Genomic DNA, 20,513 nt, shown 5'->3' with positions numbered 1-20,513 from the left:
ACGACGCGGTCCGGTCAGGCAGGGGTGTGCGGGATGTCCGTCGCGGGGCCGCCGGGGCAGCCGAGGTCCGTTCCGGCGAGGGTCACGAGGAGCCGCAGCCCGCCGGGCACGGCGAAGGACGGGAGCGCGGCGTCGGTGCCCGCGCGCGGGGTGGCGCCGCCGGACGTTCCGCCGCCGTGGGTCGGCAGCGCGGGGGCCGGGGGCGCGCCGGGGACGCCGGGGGCGTGCGGGACGCCCGTCGCCGGGAGCGGGGTCGCGGGCGCGAGGGCACCGGCCGAGTCGTCCGTGCGGTCGCCGGCCGAGCCGAGGCCCGCGACGCGCGGGAGTGCACGGGCGGAGTCCCGGGCCCTGTCCGGCCCCGGAGCGCCGGTCGCCGGGAGGGTGGACGCGGCGACGGCCGGGCCGTCCGCACCCGGCACGGACGCTCCGGGCAGCACCGCGAGCGGCGGCACGAGATCCGGCGGGTCGACGTCCGGCAGGTCGACACCCGGCAGGTCGACACCCGGCACCAGCGGCTCGAGCACCGCCGGCACGAGCGGGAGGCCGGGCACGAGCGGCTCGACCGCGCGGACGACGGGCGTCAGCGGCGCGACGACCGGCGCGACGACGCCGTCGAGCACGGGCCGCAGCGGCGCCGCGACCCCACCGACGACCCCACCGAGCAGCTCGTCGACCGGCGCGATCACCGGCGCGAGCGCGGGCAGGAGCCCGTCGACCGCGCCGGACACCGGCTGAACGAGCGGCGCGGCGACGGCCACGACGCGCTCGACGACGGGGACGACCGGCTGCGCGACGCCGCCCACGACCGGCGCCACGGCCTGCGCGACGGGCGCAGCCACGTGGGCGACGGGCTCGGCGAGCGCCTCCACGACGGGAGCGACCGGCTCGGTGACCGCCCGCACGACGGGAGTGACCGGCTCGAGCGCCGCCTCCACGACAGGCGCGACCGGCTCGGTCACCGCCTCCACGACAGGAGCGACGGGCGCGACGGGCGCGGCCACGACCTCGACGACCGGGACGAGCACCGCCTTGGTGACCGGCGCGAGCACGGCCGCGGTGACGGGCTCCAGCACGGCCCCCACGGAGCCGGCCAGCCCGCCCACGACGGCACCCAGCGCCTCGTCGGCCCCCGTGGCGTGCGGCGCGGCCGGTGACCCCGCCGCGTGCGCCGGTCCCGCGAGGACCGCACCGACCAGCACGGCGCCGGCACCCGCGAGCAGGCCGCGGGCGAGCCACGTCCCCGCTCTCGCTGCCCAGCGGTCCGCGCTCATCGCCACGACCCCCCTACGGTCCGCACGTCTCCGACGACGCGCCCCTCGAACGTAGGAGCGGCCCCCACGCGGGCGCAATCGCAGCGACCGGGCACTGCGCCGTCCGGGTGAACGGTGCTCAGCCGTCCGCGAGCCGCGCCGGGAACCCGCCGGTCGCGACGGGACCCCAGCTCTCGATGTGCAGCCGGATCAGCGACTTGCCCTGGTCGAGCATCGCCTGCCGGTACTCGGCCCAGTCGGGGTGCTCGCCGGCGATGTTGCGGTAGTACTCGACGAGCGGCTCGACCGAGGCGGGCGGGTCGATCACCTCGGCGGTCCCGTCGACCTGGACCCACGGCCCGTCGAAGTCGTCCGACATCACGCACGCGCTGACCTGGGCGTCCCGCCGGACGTTGACCGCCTTGGCGCGGTCCGGGTACGTCGAGACGACGAGGCACCCGGAGTCGTCGACCCCGCACGTCACGGGCGAGAGCTGCGGCGCGCCGGACCTGCGGCGGGTGAGCAGCACGGCGTGGTGGCGCGGGCGCAGGAACGCGAGCAGCTCGTCGCGGCTCACTCGGTCGGCGGTGGCGATGCGTCGGGCCACGGGCTCTCCTCCGGTCGGTGCCCCGTCGTCGGGCACGCGGGCGGTCGTCGCAGCCACTCTCGCACCGTGCAGGCGGCGCGTCACCCACCCCCGGCGCGGCGGTGCTTTGCACGGCGTGTGGAGAACCTGTGCCCGGCCTTGACGGTGCAGACCGGACACCGGGAAGGTGGCGCGCATGCCAGCCGCGAGCCGGCGCCAGGGGGGCGCCGACCGCGTGGCACGTCCCAGGGGGCTCGATGAACCGACCACGCACGTCCAGTCTCGTCTCCGTCCTGACCGCTCTCGCGCTGGTCGGCACCGCCGCCACCGGCGCCTCCGCGGCCCAGGCCTCCGCACGCGCACCGATCGGGGACGTCGAGGCGCAGCGCGTCGACCGCGTCCCCACGCCCACCCCGCGCTGGTTCGACTGCAGCCCGGCGTTCGGTGAGGGCAACGAGTGCACGACCGTGGACCTCCCGCTCGACTACGACCAGCCGAAGGGCGCGACGACGGCCGTCGCGGTCCTGCGGCACCCGGCGACCGACCAGGCGAACAAGCTCGGCTCGCTCTTCCTCAACCCCGGCGGCCCGGGCGGCTCGGGGGTGGGCATCGCCGCGCAGGCGGCCCTGTTCCTCGGCCCCGAGGTGCTCGAGAAGTTCGACATCATCGGCATGGACCCGCGGGGGACCAACTTCAGCGACAACGTCCGCTGCTGGGAGAACATGGGCGAGCAGGCCGCCGACCTCGAGGGCTCCGACGTCCCGTTCCCCGTCACGGACGACGAGGAGGCGGCGTACGTCGCGGCGGCGGAGCGGACCGGCCAGGCGTGCTCGACGGCGGGCCGGCCGCTGTCCGGCTCGATGTCGACGGCCGAGGTGGCCCGCGACATGGACGTGCTGCGCCGCATGGTCGGCGACACCCAGCTCACCTACCTGGGCTTCTCCTACGGCAGCTACCTCGGCAACGTGTACGCCAACATGTTCCCGAGCCGGGTCCGCGCCGTCGCGATCGACGGCGTCCTCGACCCGACGGGCTGGCAGGGCAGCCGCGCGACGCAGAACACCCCGGTGACGACCCGGATCCGCTCGGGCGAGGGTGCCGCGGCGGCGCTCGACGAGATCCTGCTGCGCTGCGAGAAGGCGGGGCCGGAGTTCTGCCGGCTGGCCGGGTACGGCGACCCGCAGGACCTGTACGCGGAGATCAAGGCCACGCTGCGCGAGGAGCCGCTCGACCTCGTCGACCCGGAGACGGGCGAGGTCTACCTGACGCTCACGTACCCGATCCTCGTCTCGTTCCTGCTCGGCGACCTGTACGCGCCGATCGGAGCGGAGTGGGTCGACATGGACCTGACGTTCGTGTGGGAGCTGCTGCAGGAGCCCGCGGAGCCAGGCACCGAGGCGGCCGAGAAGCAGGACGCCGCACGCCACGGGCTGCTCGAGAAGTACCGCACGCAGCAGGAGCGGGCGGCGGCGGCGGGGACGACGGAGGCCGAGCAGCGGGCGGCTCTGGGCTTCGCGTTCCCGTACGACAACTCGCCGGAGGCGTTCCTCTCGGTGCTCTGCACGGACAGCCGCAACCCGGTCTACGCCCGGTCGTGGCCCGAGCACGCCGACCGCGCGGACCAGCGGGCACCGGACTTCGGGCGTCTGTGGACGTGGGGCTCGGCGCCCTGCGCCCAGCAGACGTGGACGGTGCGCGACGAGGACGCCTACACCGGGACCTTCACGAAGGCGACGGCCAACCCCGTGCTCGTCGTCGGCAACTACTGGGACCCGGCGACGAACTACGACGGCGCAGTGAACGCGGCACGGCTGCTGCCGAACAGCCGGCTGCTGTCGAGCGACAGCTGGGGCCACACGGCGTACGGCACGTCGGCGTGCGCGACGGACGCGATCGACACGTACCTGCTGACGCGTGCGACGCCGCCCGCGGGGACGCTGTGCGTCGGGGACGACCAGCCGTTCACCGTCCCGCTCGAGGAGCTCGAGGGCCCGCAGGCCGACGCCCGCTCGGCCCAGCCCGACCGGCTGCCGCCCGTGGTGCCGCCGTTCGCCGGGGCGCTGCCGCGGGACTGACCGCACCGGCGCCTCACCGGGGCGGCCGCCGCCGACGGGCCTGACCGGCTCGAGATCGGCACCGCACCACCGCACCACCGACCGGCCCCCGCCCAGCACCCGCTGGGCGGGGGCCGGCCGTGCGCCCGCCGCACGGCGTCGGTGCTGCACCGGCCCGGCGTCGACTTTGCGCGCTTTGTGGAGAACCTGTGCGTTCCCTTGACGCTGCGCGGAGCGCGCCGGGAGTGTGACGCGCATGCCGCTCGTGAGCCGGCGCCAGGGGGGCGTCGACCGCCCGGCACGTCACAGGGGGTCTGATGACTCGACCACGCACGTCCACGAGGTGGCTCGCGTCCTGGCGACCACCGCCCTCGCGTGTACCGCCGTCGCGGGAGCGGCTGCCGCCGCGAACGCCGCAGCACCCGCGGCCCGAGGCTCGATCGGCGACATCGAGGCGCAGCGCGTCGACCGCGTCCCGACGCCCACGCCGAGCTGGTTCGACTGCAGCCCGGCGTTCGGCGAGGGCAACGAGTGCACCACCGTCGAGCTGCCGCTCGACTACGACGAGCCCCGGGGCGCGACGACCTCGGTCGCCGTCCTGCGGCACCCGGCGAGCGACCAGGCGAACAAGATCGGCTCGCTCTTCCTCAACCCCGGCGGCCCGGGCGGCTCGGGCGTCGAGATCGCCGCGGCCGCGGTGTCGTTCCTGGGCCCGGAGGTCCTCGAGCGGTTCGACATCATCGGCATGGACCCCCGTGGCACCAACTACAGCGACAACGTGCGCTGCTGGGAGAACATGGGCGAGCAGGCCGCCGCGATCGAGGGCGCGAACATCCCGTTCCCCGTCACCGACGAGGAGGAGGCCGCCTACGTCGTCGCCTCCGAGAACATCGGGCAGGCGTGCTCGACGACGGGCAGGCCGCTGTCCGGCTCGATGTCGACGGCCGAGGTCGCCCGCGACATGGACGTCCTGCGCCGCATGGTCGGCGACGAGAAGCTGTCCTACCTCGGCTTCTCGTACGGCAGCATCCTGGGCAGCTACTACGCCAACATGTTCCCCGACCGCGTGCGGGCGCTCGTGATCGACGGCGTCGTCGACGCGGCCGACTGGGTCGGCACCCGCGCCAACCGCGACGTCCCGACGTTCACCCGCATCCGCTCGGGGGAGGGCGCCGCGAAGGCGTTCGAGGAGATCCTGCTCCGCTGCGAGAAGGCCGGCCCCGAGTTCTGCCGGTTCGCGGCGTACGGGGACCCGCAGGACAACTACGCGCACATCCGGGCGTCGCTGCTCGAGCAGCCGGTCGACCTGACCGACCCCGAGACCGGCGAGGTCGTCTACTCGCTGACCTACGCGACCATGGTCTCGTGGCTGCTCGTCGACATGTACGCCGCCGACGCGGCCGACATCATCGACCAGGACCTGGTGCTCTTCTGGCAGCTCCTGCAGGCGCCCGCCGAGCCGGGGACCGACGAGGCGGCGGCGCAGGACGACGCGCGGCGCGCCCTCGTCGAGAAGGCCCGTGCGATCCAGGAGCAGGTGGAGGCCGCCGAGGCGGCGACCGCGCAGCAGCACGAGGCCCTGGGGCTCGCGTTCCCGTACGACAACTCGCTCGAGGCGTTCTTCTCGATCCAGTGCACCGACGGCCGCAACCCGGTCTACGCGCGCTCGTGGCCCGGGCACGCCGACCGCGCCGACCAGCGCGCGCCCGACTTCGGCCGGGCGTGGACCTGGAACTCCTCGCCGTGCGCGAACGGGACGTGGACCGTGCGCGACGAGGACGCCTACACCGGTCCGTTCACCAAGGTGACGGCCAACCCCGTGCTCGTCGTCGGCAACTACTGGGACCCCGCGACGAACTACGACAACGCCGTGAAGGTCGACCGGGCCCTGCCGAAGAGCCGCCTGCTGTCGAGCGACAGCTGGGGCCACACGGCGTACGGCACCTCGGCCTGCGCGACGGACGCGATCGACGCCTACCTGCTCGACGGCACGCTGCCCGCCGAGGGCACGCTCTGCGTGGGCGACGCGCAGCCGTTCACGACCCCGCTCGACGCACCGGACGCCGGCGCCCGGTCCGCCCCGCAGCGCGGTCTGCCGCCGGTCGTCCCGCCGGTCCCGGGGGCGCTCCCGCGGAGCTGACCCGCTAGCCCAGAAGCACCGACCGGCCCCCGCCCAGCACCCCGCCGGGCGGGGGCCGGTCGCTCGCGCACCCGGGTGAACCGTCCCCGTCCTCCCCGGCCGTCCCGCTCCCGTCTGCCACCATCGACGCCGTGACCGACGACCGACTCCCGCCCGCCGGCTGGTACGCCGACGGTGCGACCGCGGGCGTCCTGCGCTGGTTCGACGGCACGGCATGGACCGAGCACACGACCCCGGACCCGACCCCCGCGGTCCCGTCTGCCGGCGGCTTCCGCCCGAGCGTGCCCACCCGGCTCGGCGAGTCGCTCAACCTCGCCGACCGAGTCTCGGAGAGCCCCGAGTACCTGCGCAACCGGCTCGACGAGGCGCGCGCCGTCCGCCGCAACGCCGGCTGGGCCTACGGCGCGGCACTGGCCGTGCTCCTGGTCGGCGCCGCCGTCGGCCACGCGATGGGCGGCCCCGACAACGTCTGGTACCTGACGGCTCTCGTCGCGGTCGTCCTCGCCGGGCGGGCGCTGCGCGACTACCGGCGGGCCGTCTTCCGCGGCGCCCCCGCGCTGTCCACCCCCGCCTGGGTCGTCGTGGGTGCCGGCGTGGTGCTGGCGCTCGTGATCTTCCTGTCCGTACCGGTCGCGACCTACGTCTCGATCCAGGAGGACGTCGACCGCGTGCTGGAGGAGACGGCGCCGTAGCGGTCCCGCGGCGGACCACGAGGGCGCCCGCCCACCCGTCGCACCCGGGCCGCCCGTCGACCCGCACGCGCCCGCACGCACGAGCCCCGGACGCACGAGAGCCCGGCGTCGTCACGGGGACGACGCCGGGCTCCGGTGCGTGCGGCCGGCCCGGGGCCGGCGTGCGATCAGCCCGCGAACGGGTTCTCGGTCGTGATCTGGTCCGCCGACGGCGCGGTCACCGGCGCGGCGCTGCCCCAGTTGGAGAAGGTCATCTCGGTCTTCGAGCCCATGAGGTCGAACGCCATCTTGCGCACGAGGTTCTCGGCGTCGAGCCAGTACGTGTAGACGAAGGTCGTCGGGATCGCGACACCCGCCGCGGCGGCCTGGTCGAGACCGGCACGCTGCTCCTCGGGGAGCTTGGACGGGTCGAGGACGACCTCGTAGGGCGTCGCCTGGACGCCGTCGACGTCCTCCGCGTCACCCTTCTTCGTCACGCTCGTGACGGCCGCCTCGGCACCGGCGAGCGCCTTCGTCGGGTCGATCTCGCCCGTCATGTCGCCGAGGCCCGCGGCGAGCGGGTTCGAGGCGTCCTCGGGGTCGATCTGCAGGAACTTGCCGCCGGTCATCTCGCCGAGGTTCATGTAGGTCAGGCCGCCCGCCATGCGGACCTCCATCTGCCCCATCTCGGGGAGCTCCATGACCATCGAGAGCGCCTGCGCGCCGCCGTCCTCGACCTGCACCGACCCGGTGGCCGCCATCGCCTGCCCCTCGGCGGTCGTCGACATCGTGAAGTCGTAGCTGCTGGCCTCGGCCTGCGCGTCGGCGATCGTCTGGAGGAAGTTCGCCTGCGTGATCTCGACGGCCTCCTCCGTCGCCTCGGCCGTGGCCGACGGCTTCGTGGTGGGCTCGGTGCTCGCCTCGGTGGTGGAGCCGCTGCAGGCCGTGAGGCTCCACAGCAGGGCGACGGCCGCGGGCACGGCGAGCAGACGACGGGACGAGCGCATGGGAGAACCCCCTGGGGATGGCCGCGACAACAACGGTCGGGCCGGCGAGCGGCACACGCACGACCGGACAAGAGCCTCTCAGGTCGGGCGGCCCTGCGTGCCTGCTTCGTGGGGTGAACTCCACCACGCGCGCGATCTTCTCCGCCATCGCTCCTCGGGGTCGGGCCGGGTCAGGTCAGTCGAACGCCGGCCCCAGCGCCTGACGCGCCGCGTCCCGCACTGCAGCGCGCCCGGACCCGGGCAGCCAGTCGTCGAGCGCACCGAACCGCAGCACCGAGCGGCCGGCCGCGAGCCGTCCCTCGTCGGCACCGGGCACCACGGCGGCGAGCCGCGCGCGGCGCTCGCCGTTCAGCACCTGCCACGGGAAGGCGCCCGGGACCTGGTCCTCGCGCAGAGGTGCGAGGGGGCCGTGGCGCGGGAGCTCCGAGGGGATCGTGGGGGCGTCGTTGTACCCGATGAGCCCCTCGGACGACGTGCCGCGCCCGGGTCGGACGTCCGCGGCAGCCCACGTGAGGCGGTCGGCCACGGCCTCGAGCGCGTCGGTCAGCGCCGACACCGCCGCCAGGCCGGGCACGGCCTGGACGTCGGGGAGCCACGTCGCCGCGAGCTCGGGACGCAGCACCGCCGCGAGCCGCACGTAGCGCGCGCCGTCGTTCCCTCGGCGCAGCAGCTCGAGCCCACCGCCGGCGGCGAGAAGACCCGCGACCGCACCGTGCAGCCGGCCGGGGGGCACGTCGAGGGCGTACGGACCGCCGGCTCCGGTGACCGCGGCCAGCGGGGGCGCGCCACCCCCGTCCGTGAGCCACGCGAGCCCCACGTCGAGCAACGGCGCCCACGCCTCCGCCCGCGCCGCGCCGCGGGGGTCGGACCAGTCCCGCACGCCGAACGCCACGACGCTCATCGCGAGCCCGGGGGTGAGGGCGAGCCCGCGGAACGGCGCGTGGTCGGCCTTCCGCGGCAGCCCGACCAGCGCGGAGCCGGCACCGGCCTCGACGAGCGAGCCCACCACGACGTCGAGCAGGCTCGCGAGCTCGCGCCGCGGCATGCCCGACGTGTCGAGCGACCACAGCAGCCCACCCGGCACGGGCACCGGGCGGCCCACGAACGAGGGCCCACGCCCCTCGCCGGTCCCGACGTCGCTCGCGTTCAGCCCGACGAGCTGCTCGTGCGCGAGCGCGATCCCCCGCTCCGCCGCGGCGGGCTCCGGCGAGGCGATCAGCAACGTCAGGCTGCCGCCGACGAGCACGCGCGAGCGCACCCCACGCCCGACGACCACGCCACCGGCGGTCACGGCACCAGGCCCGTCGGACGGGACGTCCCGGAGCCGGGGACCTCAGCCGCGACTCCCCTGACGAGGGTGCTGAACCTGCGCATGACTGCCCCCGTCCCGGCTCGCCGCCCGGCGCCCCGCAGAGGAACTGAACCAGGGCGCGGACGACCGGGCGCGGTCTCCGGACCTCGCTTCACCCGACCGGCCGAGCGCTCGGTGGGTCGGTGCGGGCTGCGCCCCACGACCACGTGGCGCGCAGCGACGGAGCGAGAACCTCGGTCGACCGCCCCTCGGTGCGGGCCGTCCGGCGACCCGGCCCGCCGGGTAGGCTCGCGGGCGGGGCTGTTCGCCTGATCGAACCGCGGGACCCCTCTCGCCCTCCTCTCAGCCCGGAGAGCGACAGCGGGAGCCGCGCCCGTCCCGGGCCTCTAGCTCAGTCGGTAGAGCAGCGGACTTTTAATCCGTAGGTCGTGGGTTCGAGCCCCACGGGGCCCACCTCCGTCGCGACCCCGTCGCACCGTCGGCCGCGCGCTCCGCCGTCACCGCGCGGCGAGGCCGGACGGGCACGGTGCGCGTCACCCACGCCCCGCGCCCGTCCGTCCGTCCGCCCTCAGCCCGAGCAGGTCGCGAGCAGCATCGGCACCAGCAGCCCGCTCAGGTCGTACAGCGCCGCCGGGTCGGTGGTGAGGTTGCGCCCGGTCACGCCGAGCGCGAGCGAGCGCGACCCGTCCGGCGAGCTCAGCGCGACGCTGAGGGTCCCGTAGCTCGCGCCGTCGTGCCCGTACAGGTACGCGGGCTCCTCGGGGGGCGCGCACGGGTCCGGCACGCGGTACACCCCGAGGCCGTACTCCAGGTCGTCGGTGCTGCGCGGCGTCGTCATGTCGGCGACCGTCCCGGGCTGGACCAGGCGGCCGAGGAGCAGCGCGTCCGTGAAGGACAGGAGGTCCGCCGTCGTGCTGGTCGCCGCGCCGGCCGCACCGAAGACGTCGGGGTCGAAGTGGTCGAGCGAGTACCACCCGGCACCCTCAGCGCCCGTGTACGCGGCCCCGACCAGGAACGGGCCGCGGGTCTGCGGCTCGTCGGGGAAGTCGCTGTGCCGCATCCGCGCGGGACGGAAGACGCCGTCGCGCAGCAGGTGCTCGAGGTCCCGGCCCGTGACCTCCTCGAGCATCATGCCGAGGACGACGTAGCCCGCGTTCGAGTACGAGAAGTCCGAGCCCGGCGCGAACTTCCACGGCGTGGCGAGCGCGGCCGCGACGTGGTCGGCGTCGGTGTAGTCCTGGCCCAGCACCGCGATGAACTCGTCGATCGAGGTCGGGTCGGTCATCCGGGCGAGCAGGAGGGAGTCGGTGCCGGTCGGCATCCCGGACCGGTGGCTCAGGAGGTGCTCGACGGTGACGTCGGGCTGCCCGGGGAGCAGGCCGGGCAGGACGTCCTCGACGCGCGTGTCGAGCGACCAGTCGCCGCGGTCGACGGCCTGCATGGCGAGCGTGGCGATCATCGGCTTGGTCAGGCTCGCGACCCGGAAGCGGTCGGTGGTCCGCGCGGGCGCCCGGTGGTCGAGGCGACGGACGCCCTCGGCCTCGGCCCAGCGCAGTGCGGGCGTCTCGACGCGCGCGGTGACGGCGACGGCACCGTCGTCGACGAGCGTGCGGACGGCGGCGTCCAGCGCGGCGCGGTCGACACCCGGGGTGGCCGGTTCCGTCGGCCGGGGGCCTCGCCGCGCCTCGGGGGCGACCGGGCCGGCGGCGGCCTGCTCCGCGGCGGCGAGCACGGCGCGGGAGAGCGCGGTCGGGTCCTCGGCGGTCCATGCCGACCCGACGGCAGCCCCGCCCGGCGGTGTCGCGTGCGGTGCGCCGGCGTCCGGGCCGAGCGCGAGGGGCAGGGCGAGCGCCGCGGCTGCGAGGCCGACGGCAGCACGGCGGTGGCGGGTGGTGGACGGCATGCTGACTCTCCTCCGGTCGCGCGAGCAGGTCCACCGTGGCGCAAGTCCCGGCCGAGCACAACGCCTGCGACGGGACTTCCGGCGACCGTCGTCGCACGCTGCCGGAGTCGTCGACCCCTGGCGGTCCGTGCCCGATATGTGACACCGTGCCCGCTTCACCGGTTCCCGACGAGGAGGTCGACGCGTGACTCAGAGAGCGCTCTATCGGCAGACGACGATCCGGAGGGCACTGGCCGCGGCCGCCCTTGCCCCGCTCTTGCTCGCGGCCGCGGTCACCGCAGCTGCGACGCCGGCGGCCGCTGCGGTGCCCGGGGGGTGCGGGCAGCTCTTCGACGACTTCTCGTACACCTCCTCGACCGACGCGCAGCTCGCCGCCCGCGGCTGGAGCGTCCGCGGCGGTGGCGGCGGACCGGGCGTCGGCGGCGCCTCCTGGTCCCCGTCGAACGTCACGTTCACGGGCTCGGGGACGGCGCGCTCGATGCGGCTGCAGGCCCAGACCGACGGCACGCCGGCCGGCACGGTCAGCGCCGAGGTCTCCCACCAGCGGAAGTTCTTCGAGGGCACGTACGCCGCCCGGGTCCGCTTCACCGACGCCCCGGTGGCGGGGGCCGACGGCGACCCCGTGGTGCAGACGTTCTACGGCATCACCCCGCTGGCCTTCCCCGACGACCCGGCCTACGGCGAGGCCGACGTCGAGTACCTGCCGAACGGCGGCTGGGGCCAGACGTCCCCGACGCTCTTCCTCACCACGTGGGAGACGTACCGGCCGGACCCGTGGCGGTCGGACAACATCAGTACGCCCGTCGTCGGGAGCATCGCCGGGTGGCACGACCTCGTGATGCAGGTCGACGCCGGCACGGTCCGCTACTTCCTCGACGGCCGGCAGGTCGCCCAGCACGGCGGGCACGTGTACCCGGAGACGCCGATGCTGCTCGCGTTCAACATCTGGTTCATCGACCTGCAGTCGCACACCGGCGGCACGAGCCGGTACGAGCAGGACGTCGACTACGTCTACCACTCCGCCGACGAGCTGCTCACGCCCGCCCAGGTCGCGACCCGCGTCTCGGGCCTGCGCTCGGCGGGGACCACGCACGTCGACAAGGTCGTCCGCGGGACCTGCACCCCGACGACGCCGCCCACCACCGGGACGTCGACCGGCGCGGTGGTGTCCGGCGCGGCAGGCAAGTGCCTCGACGTCGACAACGCCAACAGCGCCAACGGCACGGCGGTGCAGCTCTACACGTGCAACGGCACGGCCGCCCAGCGCTGGACGTTCGGGGCGGACGGCACGCTCCGCGCCCTCGGCAAGTGCCTGGACGTCACGGGCTACGGCACCGCCAACGGCTCGAAGGTGCAGCTCTGGGACTGCAACCCCGGACAGTCGAACCAGACCTGGGTGCGCTCCGGGGACTCCTACCGGAACCCCGCCTCCGGCCGGTGCCTGGACAACCCCGACGGCCGCGCCGTCGACCGCCAGCGCACCCAGATCTGGGACTGCTTCGGCAACACCGCGCAGCGCTGGTCGCTCCCGGGCGCCTGACGCGACCGCTCAGCCAGCGAGGCGCACGGCGCGGGACCGTCACGGTCCCGCGCCGTGCGCTCCCGGAAATCGGTGGCCGCGCACTCCCCCGGACCGGGCACGATGGGTCCATGACCACGCTCGCACGACTGACCGCCGACCTGACGACCTCCATGAAGGCCCGTGACGCCTTCCGCACCAACACGATCCGCCAGGTCATCGGCGCCGTGCGTGCGGCGGAGAAGGCTGGGCCGTCGGTCGTCGAGCTCGACGACGAGCAGGTGCAGGCCGTCCTGGCGTCCGAGGTGAAGAAGCGCCGTGAGTCCGCGGAGATCTACACGAGCGCCGGGGCGACCGACCGCGCGACGACCGAGACCGGCGAGGCCGACCTCATCGAGTCGTACCTGCCGACCGCCCTGAGCGAGGCCGACCTCGACGAGGTCGTCGCCGCCGTGATCGCCGAGACCGGCGCGACGAGCATGCGCGACATGGGTGCCGTCATGCGCGCCGCCCAGGCCGCGGCCGCATCGCGTGGGCGCGTCGACGGGAAGGTGCTGTCGCAGCGCGTGAAGGCGGCGCTCTCCGCGGGCTGACACGGGCCCGGCGCGAGGAGCGCGGCTGGACGCGTGTCCGGTTCCGGATGCGGCTTTCGTCCCGGTGTGGGAGGTTCTGTCCCGTCCGGTTCGAACTCTTCCCACAGGAGCTGTTCTCCCATGAGCTTTCTCGCGTTCCTCCTCCTCGGCCTGCTCGCTGGTGTGATCGCCAAGGCTCTCCTTCCTGGGCGTCAGAGCACCGGCTGGCTCATCACGCTCGTGCTCGGTGTCCTGGGCGCGGTTCTCGGTGGCTGGCTCGGGAGCGTCCTGTTCGGCAGGACCCTCGGCACGTTCTTCGACATCCAGACGTGGCTGCTCGCCATCGGCGGCGCGATCATCGTGTTCCTCATCTACGGTGCGGCGACCGGTCGCCGCGGCCGTCGCCGCTGACCGCACTCAGCACCTCCCGCGAGGGGCCCGCGTCCGTCACGACGCCGGCCCCTCGCGGCGTGTCCGGGAGGGCGCGCCGGGCGTCCTGCGCCGGGGCACCCCGCCTGTCCACAGATCGCGACACGGCACTGCCCGACTGAACCCGGTTTCGCTAGGTTCGCGGGCATGCCTCTGCCTCGTGCGGCCGACGACGCCCGCCGCCCAGTTCGACGACGACGCGGCGCTAGCCCGTCGTACGGCGCCGTGATCGGTGCACTCGTGCTGGTCATGCTGACCGGGTGCTCCGGCGAGCCGGCCGCTGAGCCCACGCCGACGCGGACGGCGAGCGCGAGCCCGACGACCGATTCGACACCGACCCCGACGCCGACGACGACTCCGGAGCCCGAGCGGCCGACGGCGATGGAGGACCCCGGCGTCGAGGGAGCGGTCGCTGCGGCGACGTATTTCCTCGAACTGTTCGGCTACGTCGGTGGTGGAGACGCCGACGAATGGCTTGCGCTGAGCAGCTCTAGTTGCGTGTTTTGCAAGAGCGTCTCCGACGAAGTCTCGCGGATGTCAGCACTCGGACACCGCCAGATCGGCCCGGTCCTCGAGATCCAGTCCATCGACGCAACGGAGATCACGCCGGGCGAGTTCTACGGCGTGAACGCCGTCGTCACCCAACACCCTTGGCAAGAGCTCGACGGGACTGGCGCTGTAGTGGACGGGCGGGAGGAATCGCTCGACTTCGAGTACTTCATCAACGTCCTACGGCGCGAGAACTCGTGGTTCATCGAAGACGTCGACACACGAGTTCGGGAGCCCTGATGGGGGCCGCTCGACGCGTGACCAGCGTAGGGATCATGGCAGCCGTCGCCATCCTCGTTTCGACGCCGGCGCTCGCAGGCTTCGAATCCGACGCCGAGGCAGAGAAAGACACTGTCTTCGTACGCGCCCGCCTTGCGCACGAGACGGAGCAAGGCTGGCTCGCGGCGAAGGCATCCAGCACGCCTGCAGCGAGGCTGGTCGAGTACGCCCGTGCGGAACTCTGCGATGTCTCCTCCCAGTTCCTCACCTCGACCCTCGACGGAGCGTGTGACCCCGCTGATGGCGCGATCACACCACCCGACTGCGGTCTGGGTATCGCCCCGGCACTCCCGCTGTGGGCTCGATACCGCATCGCAGAGAACGAACCCTGGACCCGCTGGGACCGGATCAGCGACTACTACTGCCCCCAGGACGTCCTGCCCGAGTTCACCGCCGAGGACTTCCGCCGCCTGCCCCTGACACCGTCCCCGGTGACCCCGCAACCCTCGAACCCGAACCTGCTCACCGGCCTGGGCCTGGTCGTGCACACCACCGCCGACCCCCAGGACCACCCCACCACCCTGCTCGACTTCCCCATCACCGTCCGCGCCACCCCCACCGGCTACACCTGGGACTTCGGCGACGGCACCCGCACCACCACCACCCACCCCGGCGCCCCCTACCCGGCCGGCCACGACCACCTCCCCGGCGACCCCGTCTACCCCCACGGCGTCATCGGCCACCCCTACCCCAGCCTGGGCACCTACACCCCCACCCTCACCACCACCTGGACCGGCCAGTACCTCATCGCCGGCACCACCGACTGGCGCCCCATCGACGGCACCGCCACCACCACCACCGCCCTGCCCACCGTCACCATCCACGACGCCACCAGCCACCTCGTCGCCGACAACTGCCACCAGAACCCCCACGGCCCCGGCTGCTGACCCGCACCCCGACACGGACGACGAACGACGAACGACGCGAGGAGGCAGCCACGTGGTACCGCGGCGCGATCAGCGGGACGCAGCCCGGCGCGGCAGCGAGAGCCCGAGGAATGGTGCTCGTCAGCGCCCGGGTCGGCGCCGCCCCGCGCGCCGTGCGAACGCGTCCGCGGTGTCCAGGACCTCCCGGGCCTGCCACACCCGACCCCAGCGGACGCCAGCCACGAGGGACAGGACGCCGGCCTCCGCCAACGTGTCGACGGCCGTCAGCGCGGCGCGCTCGGACGTCCCGGTGATGCGGGCCGCGGCGCGTACGTCGACCACGGGATGGGCGAAGAGCCCGTCCGCCAACCGCCAAGCGGCCGCTCCGCGCCGCGCCTTGATCTGTTCCGCCCACCGCTCTCGCAGCTGGACGGAGTCACGCGCGAGCTCGCGCCCGTTCGCCACGGCGGCAAGCGCGGCGTGAGACATGCGCTCGACGATCGGCGCGGCGTCACCGGTCCGGTACGCGGTCAGCGCGTCGAAGTAGGCGCTCGGGTCCCGGAGCAGGCCTGCGGAGACGGGGACCGTGGTGTGCTCGGCCACGCCGTGCCGCCGCATCATCGTGTGCACGAGAACTCGCCCGGTGCGGCCGTTGCCGTCGACGAACGGGTGGATCGTCTCGAACTGGGCGTGGACCAGCGCAGCGTGGGCCCATGACGGCACGTCGCGCCGCGCCGCGAAGCGGGTCAGGTCCTCGATCAGACCAGGGACGTGCTCGTGGTGCGGTGCAACGAAGTCGGCCCCGTGCGGCGACAGCGCAGACGCGCCGACCCAGACGGCCTCGGTGCGCCATCGGCCCGCGACGTCGGGGTCGGTGGCCGCCAGGAGTGCATCATGCGCTCTCAGGATGACGTCGGCGTTGACCTCGTCACCCGCCGCGAGGGCGAGCTGCATCGCGCGGGTGTTGGCGACGATGAGTGCGGCGTTGGCCTTGTCGGTCGCGCCGAGCTCCGCCAGTGCGATGTTGCGGGAAGAGCTGGTCAGGTGCTCGATCTGCGAGGAGGACGCGGACTCGGTACGCAGCAGGACGGCGGGCATCGGTACAGGTAGGTGCGCGACCTCGGTGTCGAACCGCGCGACCTCCGCTGCGGCGTCCTGCTGAAGCGCTTGGAGGCGCACCGGCAGCTGCACGCTCGCGTCGGCGATGGCGGGGACGACCGCCGAGCGGTACGGCTGCTCGATCCGATGCCGCTCCCACACGGTGAGGTGGCCGGGGGCGACGGACGACATCCACTCCCGCTGCTCACTTCCCAGGGGTGGCCATGCGGCGACATCCTGGTCCTGCCCCGCATGGGCGCGCCCGGCGGACCGCCGTGTCTCTTCCTTCCGAAGGTCGCGCACCTTTGGAAGGTTATCAACAGATCCTTCGAAAGCTCACCGAGCTTCCGAAGGAAGTCATGGACGCGGCGATGACGACGGGAGCACCATGCCGATCCCGATGTGGGTCACGCGAGTGAACCGGCGCGTCACGAACCCGCTGATGATGGCGCTGTCCGACGACGTGCCACCGCTCGCGACGCTGCACCACGTCGGGCGGCGCACGGGCCGACGGCACCGGACCCCGATCCTCGCCTTCCCGACGGCGCGCGGGTTCGTCGTCGCGCTGACCTACGGTCCGGACGTGCAGTGGCTGCGCAACCTCGAGGCGGGCGAGGCCCGACTCGTGCGACGGAGGGTCGTCTACCGGCTGACGGACCCGGTGCGGCTGCACGGCGACACCGGCGCCCGGCTCGTGCCCGCGTGGACGCGTGCGGCGCTGCGTGCGCTGCAGGTCGACGAGTTCGTCGAGCTGCACGCCAAGATGCTGCGCTCGTCGACGTCGCACTAGCGCGGAGGCTCCGACCCTCGACCTCGCACCACGGAGGACTGCCCGGCGCTCGTCTACCGCGCGTCAGCGCGGAGCACGGCCCAGGCCGTCGCCATCACCCCAGCCCCGGTAGCCCTCGCGAGCACCGACAGCCGGGCGTGCGTCGTCGCCCGAGTCGGCGGGAGGCACACCGCGCGCGCGGGGGCCGGCTCGAGCGAGCGCCGCAGCCCGTCGAGCCGCTACTCGCCCCCGCGCCAGTCGTACCGGGCGGTCGGGGGCCCGTCGGACCCCTCGTCCCGGTCGGCTCCCCGGCGCCGGCTGTCGCCGTAGCCCTGGACGTCGTCCGCGCCGAAGACCGCGGTCTCGTCCGCCTGCGCCTGGCGCTGCCGCCGCGTCCCGAGCGGCGGCGACTGCGGCTGCGCGGGTGCCGTCGGCTCCGCGGGGCGGCCACCCGCGGTGTCGCGGGGGAACGCCGAGGTGCGCTCGGGCGCCGGGGGCGGAGCCGTCGGACGGTCGCCGTGCCCCGGCAGCGCCGTCAGGTGCTCGCTGCCCGGGAGGTTCCACGTCGCCCGCCAGCCCGACGCGTCCGGCTCGGCCGGGAGCACCGAGGTGCGGCTGGGCGTGCGGCTCGGCTCCCCCGGGGTCGGGCGCATGACCGTCGTGGTGCGGGCGTCCGCGTCGCCGTACGGGTCGGCGCCGCGGTCGGGACGCCCACCACCGAGGCGGGTGCGCTCCTGCTCGGCGGCGCGCTCGGCGTCGAGGCGTGCGCGCTCGGCCTCCCGCGCCCGCTCGGCGTCGACCCGCGCGCGCTCGGCATCCCGGCGCGCCCGCTCGGACTCCGCCCGCGCACGCTCGGCCTCGGCGCGCACCCGGTCCGCCTCGTGCGCCCGCTCGGCCTCGCGCGCTCGTGCGGCGTCGCCGTCGTCCCCTGCGGCGCGACCGGCCGAGCCGTGCCGTGCCGCCTCGTCATGCGCGTCACCGGCGTCGGCCGGCTGCGGCTCGGGCAGGGGCGGCCCGACGACGGTCACCGGGCCGCTGACCCGCGGCGTCCCGCGCGAGTCGGTGCGGTCGGCGGCCTGCTCGCGCTCCGCGATGACCTCGGAGCCGGGGCCGCTGAACGCACGGGAACGCTCGAGCGCGTCGATGCTGCCGGTGAACAGCCGGGCGTCGGTCTGCGTGAGCTGGAGCCGCTGGGTGTCACCCGGCTGGCCCTGCGGCGCGGGCTCGACGGTCGGGCGGCCGCTACGCCGTCCGAGCGACCCCGCCGCAGCGCCCGCGGAGCCGGTCCGTGCGCCCGGCAGGTCCTGCACCGTCTCGAGACGCGTGCGCGGCACACCGTGCGGCGCGGACTGCTGGAGCCACCCGACGAGCCCTTCGCGGACGTAGCAGCGCAGGTCGAACAGGGTCGGGGCGTCGACGGCGCTCGCGAGCGCCCGGACCCGCACGTACCCGCCGGTCGCCTCCGTGACCTGCAGGATCCCGACGCGGTGGTCCCACAGCTCGGTCTCGTCGAGCAGGCGCGCGAGCTCGGCGCGCATCTCCTCGACGGGCACGGACCAGTCGAGGTCGAGCTCGACGGTCCCGAGCAGGTCCGCGGCGCGCCGCGTCCAGTTCTCGAACGGCGTGGTCGTGAAGTACGTCGACGGCAGGATGAGGCGCCGGTCGTCCCACACGTGGACGACGATGTAGGTCAGCGTGATCTCCTCGATCCGGCCCCACTCGTCGTCCACCACGACGACGTCGTCCACGCGGATCGCGTCCGTGAACGCGAGCTGCAGCCCGGCGAACAGGTTCGCGAGCGAGCTCTGCGCGGCGAGGCCGGCGACGATCGACAGCAGACCGGCCGACGCGAGGAGCCCGGTGCCGAAGGCCCGCGCCGCCTCGAACGTCATGAGGATCGCGGCGACCGCGGCGACGACCAGGATCGCGACCGTGACCCGGCGCAGGACCGTGACCTGCGTGCGGACCCGTCGGGCGTGCCGGTTGTCGGGCACGTCGATGCGGTAGCGGGCGAGCGCGATGTCCTCCACGACGAACGCGAGCGCCCCGATGAGCCAGGCGACGCACGCGATGAGCGCGATCACGAGCACGTGCCGCACGGTCGGCACCCAGGTGTCGGAGGCGTCGGTCGTCACGACGAGGGCGACCCAGACCGCCACGACGACGAGCACCGCGCGCAGGGGCTTGCGCGCGCGACGCGACAGGTCGGAGGCGACGGCGCTGCGGCGGCCTGCGGAGCGGACGATCGCGCTGACGATCCCCGCGACCACGAAGGCCGCGACGATGCCTGCCACGACGGCCAGGACGGTCACGATCACGGTGCACCTGCCTCGTTGACGGATTTCTCCCCGGACGTCCGTTCAGGTTAGCCCGACTGCGCGACACCCTTGACATCCGCCGACCCGACTGGGTGACGTCACACCCGCTTCAAGATGCGGGGCCTTCTGACCTGCAATAGCGTCCGGGGCGAAGCACGCCAGACGTGCACCTGACAGCTAGGAAGGGATCCTCATGACCGCCGCAAGCATCATCGGGGCCATTGTCATCGGCGCGATTCTCGGCCTGCTCGGGCGCCTGTTCGCCCCCGGCAAGCAGAACATCTCGCTCGTCGTCACGGTCATCGTCGGCATCATCGCCGCGCTGCTCGGCTCCGCCATCGCGCGTGGGCTCGGCGTCGCCACGACCGACGGGATCGACTTCATCGAGGTCCTCATCCAGATCGTCCTCGCGGCGATCGGCGTCGTCCTCGCCGCGCGTCTGCTCGGTCGCCGCGCGCACTGACGCGCAGCACCTCTCGCACGTCCCGACGCCCACCCGGCGCACGGCCCACGCCGTGACCGGGTGGGCGTCGGCGTTCCCGGACCTGCCGGACGGGGCCGCCGCTCAGCCGCCGCTCCCGCTTCCGCTCAGCCGCCAGGCGCCGCGTCCGCCCAGCCTCCGGGTGCCTCGTCCCCTCAGCCGCCGCTCGCCGCGGCGTCCAGCCGCGTGATCTCCCTCTCGATCGCCGCCGCGACCCCGGGCGAGCCGACCCGCGCCGCAGCGAGCTCGAGCGCCGCGCGGTAGGCCACGAGCTCGTCAGGCCCGAGGGCCACGCGCGCGGCCGAGCCGACGAGCCGCCCCACGACGACGGGGTCGGGCGCCGGGTGCGGGTGCGCCGGGGACCACAGCTGCCGCAGGGCCTGGCACGTCACCCCGAGACGCGCGGCCGACGGGCCGTCCGCGAGCCGCTCGACGAGCCGGACGTCGACGTCGGGCACGCCGAGCGCGAGCACCCGGGTCAGAGCCCCCTCGATGTCAAGGCTCCCGTGCTCGGGGTACGCGGCCTCCTGCTCGACGACGAGCTCCACGACGCCCTCCCGCAGGTCGTCGGCCGGCAGAGCGGCGTACGCGTCGGAGCCGGCGTCGAGCAGCGCGCGAGCCGCACCCCCCGGAACGGCGTTGTCGTCCACCGTGAACCTCATCTCCTCACCACCCGTCACACGTCAGTCAGCACGCCGCCGGGTCGGGGC

The 20,513-nt window shown here is 74.4% G+C and carries 18 protein-coding genes and 1 tRNA gene; 11 read left to right on the top strand and 8 right to left on the bottom strand.

All coding sequences use genetic code 11. The features are described 5' to 3' along the window. Positions 1-14 precede the first annotated feature (14 nt). Both CCE01nite_RS09155 and CCE01nite_RS09150 read right to left on the bottom strand, forming a co-directional pair. Entirely contained in the window at positions 15-1,271 is a 1,257-nt protein-coding gene (locus tag CCE01nite_RS09155) for a ribonuclease E domain-containing protein (RefSeq protein WP_141372225.1), read from the bottom strand. Between the two features lie 118 nt (positions 1,272-1,389). Continuing rightward, the gene (locus CCE01nite_RS09150; RefSeq protein ID WP_141372224.1) at positions 1,390-1,857 is read right to left on the bottom strand and encodes a PPOX class F420-dependent oxidoreductase; all 468 of its coding nucleotides are present in this window, start codon (positions 1,855-1,857) and stop codon (positions 1,390-1,392) included. 236 nt (positions 1,858-2,093) lie between these two features. On the opposite strand from CCE01nite_RS09150, the gene CCE01nite_RS09145 reads away from it, so the two are divergent. The 3 genes from CCE01nite_RS09145 (at position 2,094) to CCE01nite_RS21805 (ending at position 6,722) form a co-directional block, all read left to right on the top strand. Then, a complete protein-coding gene (locus tag CCE01nite_RS09145) occupies positions 2,094-3,911 on the top strand; it encodes an alpha/beta hydrolase (RefSeq protein ID WP_141372223.1) in 1,818 nt (605 codons plus the stop codon). A gap of 322 nt (positions 3,912-4,233) precedes the next feature. Continuing rightward, positions 4,234-6,030: an alpha/beta hydrolase gene (locus CCE01nite_RS09140; protein WP_246056382.1), complete on the top strand. Its 1,797-nt coding sequence runs from the start codon at positions 4,234-4,236 to the stop codon at positions 6,028-6,030. A gap of 131 nt (positions 6,031-6,161) precedes the next feature. Further along, positions 6,162-6,722, top strand: coding sequence for a DUF2510 domain-containing protein (locus CCE01nite_RS21805; protein ID WP_218026461.1), 561 nt, complete (start codon positions 6,162-6,164; stop codon positions 6,720-6,722). A gap of 167 nt (positions 6,723-6,889) precedes the next feature. Here CCE01nite_RS21805 and CCE01nite_RS09130 read toward each other — a convergent pair whose 3' ends face one another. Together CCE01nite_RS09130 and CCE01nite_RS09125 are read right to left on the bottom strand one after the other, a co-directional pair. After that, positions 6,890-7,708 (bottom strand): SCO4651 family lipoprotein, encoded by an 819-nt coding sequence (locus CCE01nite_RS09130; protein ID WP_141372221.1) that lies wholly within the window; start codon positions 7,706-7,708, stop codon positions 6,890-6,892. A gap of 175 nt (positions 7,709-7,883) precedes the next feature. After that, positions 7,884-8,999, bottom strand: coding sequence for a hypothetical protein (locus CCE01nite_RS09125; protein ID WP_141372220.1), 1,116 nt, complete (start codon positions 8,997-8,999; stop codon positions 7,884-7,886). Positions 9,000-9,400: 401 nt separating this feature from the next. On the opposite strand from CCE01nite_RS09125, the gene CCE01nite_RS09120 reads away from it, so the two are divergent. Then, positions 9,401-9,473, top strand: a tRNA-Lys gene (locus tag CCE01nite_RS09120). Positions 9,474-9,588: 115 nt separating this feature from the next. Here the strand turns inward: CCE01nite_RS09120 and CCE01nite_RS09115 are convergent. Then, positions 9,589-10,923, bottom strand: a complete 1,335-nt coding sequence (locus CCE01nite_RS09115) for a serine hydrolase domain-containing protein (RefSeq protein WP_141372219.1) — start codon at positions 10,921-10,923, stop codon at positions 9,589-9,591. Positions 10,924-11,107: 184 nt separating this feature from the next. On the opposite strand from CCE01nite_RS09115, the gene CCE01nite_RS21800 reads away from it, so the two are divergent. The 5 genes from CCE01nite_RS21800 (at position 11,108) to CCE01nite_RS09090 (ending at position 15,158) form a co-directional block, all read left to right on the top strand. Next, on the top strand, positions 11,108-12,463 hold the full coding sequence (locus CCE01nite_RS21800; protein ID WP_141372218.1) for a ricin-type beta-trefoil lectin domain protein: 1,356 nt from the start codon (positions 11,108-11,110) through the stop codon (positions 12,461-12,463). A gap of 110 nt (positions 12,464-12,573) precedes the next feature. After that, entirely contained in the window at positions 12,574-13,035 is a 462-nt protein-coding gene (locus CCE01nite_RS09105) for a GatB/YqeY domain-containing protein (protein WP_141372217.1), read from the top strand. 120 nt (positions 13,036-13,155) lie between these two features. Beyond that, positions 13,156-13,425 carry a GlsB/YeaQ/YmgE family stress response membrane protein gene (locus tag CCE01nite_RS09100; RefSeq protein WP_141372216.1) on the top strand — a complete coding sequence of 90 codons (270 nt, stop codon included), beginning with the start codon at positions 13,156-13,158 and terminating at the stop codon, positions 13,423-13,425. Positions 13,426-13,590: 165 nt separating this feature from the next. Then, on the top strand, positions 13,591-14,232 hold the full coding sequence (locus CCE01nite_RS09095) for a DUF6318 family protein (RefSeq protein WP_170223959.1): 642 nt from the start codon (positions 13,591-13,593) through the stop codon (positions 14,230-14,232). 35 nt (positions 14,233-14,267) lie between these two features. Then, positions 14,268-15,158, top strand: a complete 891-nt coding sequence (locus CCE01nite_RS09090; RefSeq protein ID WP_141372214.1) for a PKD domain-containing protein — start codon at positions 14,268-14,270, stop codon at positions 15,156-15,158. 120 nt (positions 15,159-15,278) lie between these two features. Here the strand turns inward: CCE01nite_RS09090 and CCE01nite_RS09085 are convergent, their stop codons facing one another. Next, on the bottom strand, positions 15,279-16,427 hold the full coding sequence (locus CCE01nite_RS09085; protein ID WP_170223958.1) for a Fic family protein: 1,149 nt from the start codon (positions 16,425-16,427) through the stop codon (positions 15,279-15,281). 196 nt (positions 16,428-16,623) lie between these two features. Between CCE01nite_RS09085 and CCE01nite_RS09080 the strand changes: the two genes are divergently transcribed. Beyond that, positions 16,624-17,025 carry a nitroreductase family deazaflavin-dependent oxidoreductase gene (locus CCE01nite_RS09080; RefSeq protein WP_141372212.1) on the top strand — a complete coding sequence of 134 codons (402 nt, stop codon included), beginning with the start codon at positions 16,624-16,626 and terminating at the stop codon, positions 17,023-17,025. Positions 17,026-17,243: 218 nt separating this feature from the next. Here the strand turns inward: CCE01nite_RS09080 and CCE01nite_RS22505 are convergent, their stop codons facing one another. Further along, entirely contained in the window at positions 17,244-19,322 is a 2,079-nt protein-coding gene (locus CCE01nite_RS22505) for a mechanosensitive ion channel domain-containing protein (protein ID WP_307722735.1), read from the bottom strand. Between the two features lie 193 nt (positions 19,323-19,515). Between CCE01nite_RS22505 and CCE01nite_RS09070 the strand changes: the two genes are divergently transcribed. Further along, entirely contained in the window at positions 19,516-19,785 is a 270-nt protein-coding gene (locus CCE01nite_RS09070; protein ID WP_034626715.1) for a GlsB/YeaQ/YmgE family stress response membrane protein, read from the top strand. Positions 19,786-19,958: 173 nt separating this feature from the next. Here the strand turns inward: CCE01nite_RS09070 and CCE01nite_RS09065 are convergent, their stop codons facing one another. Beyond that, entirely contained in the window at positions 19,959-20,465 is a 507-nt protein-coding gene (locus tag CCE01nite_RS09065) for a hypothetical protein (protein WP_034626713.1), read from the bottom strand. Positions 20,466-20,513 lie beyond the last annotated feature (48 nt).

It is taken from the genome of Cellulomonas cellasea (assembly GCF_006538745.1).
GTDB lineage: Bacteria > Actinomycetota > Actinomycetes > Actinomycetales > Cellulomonadaceae > Cellulomonas_A > Cellulomonas_A cellasea.
Note: the sequence above shows the minus strand (reverse complement) of the source record. Positions and strands in the feature narration are given on the sequence as shown.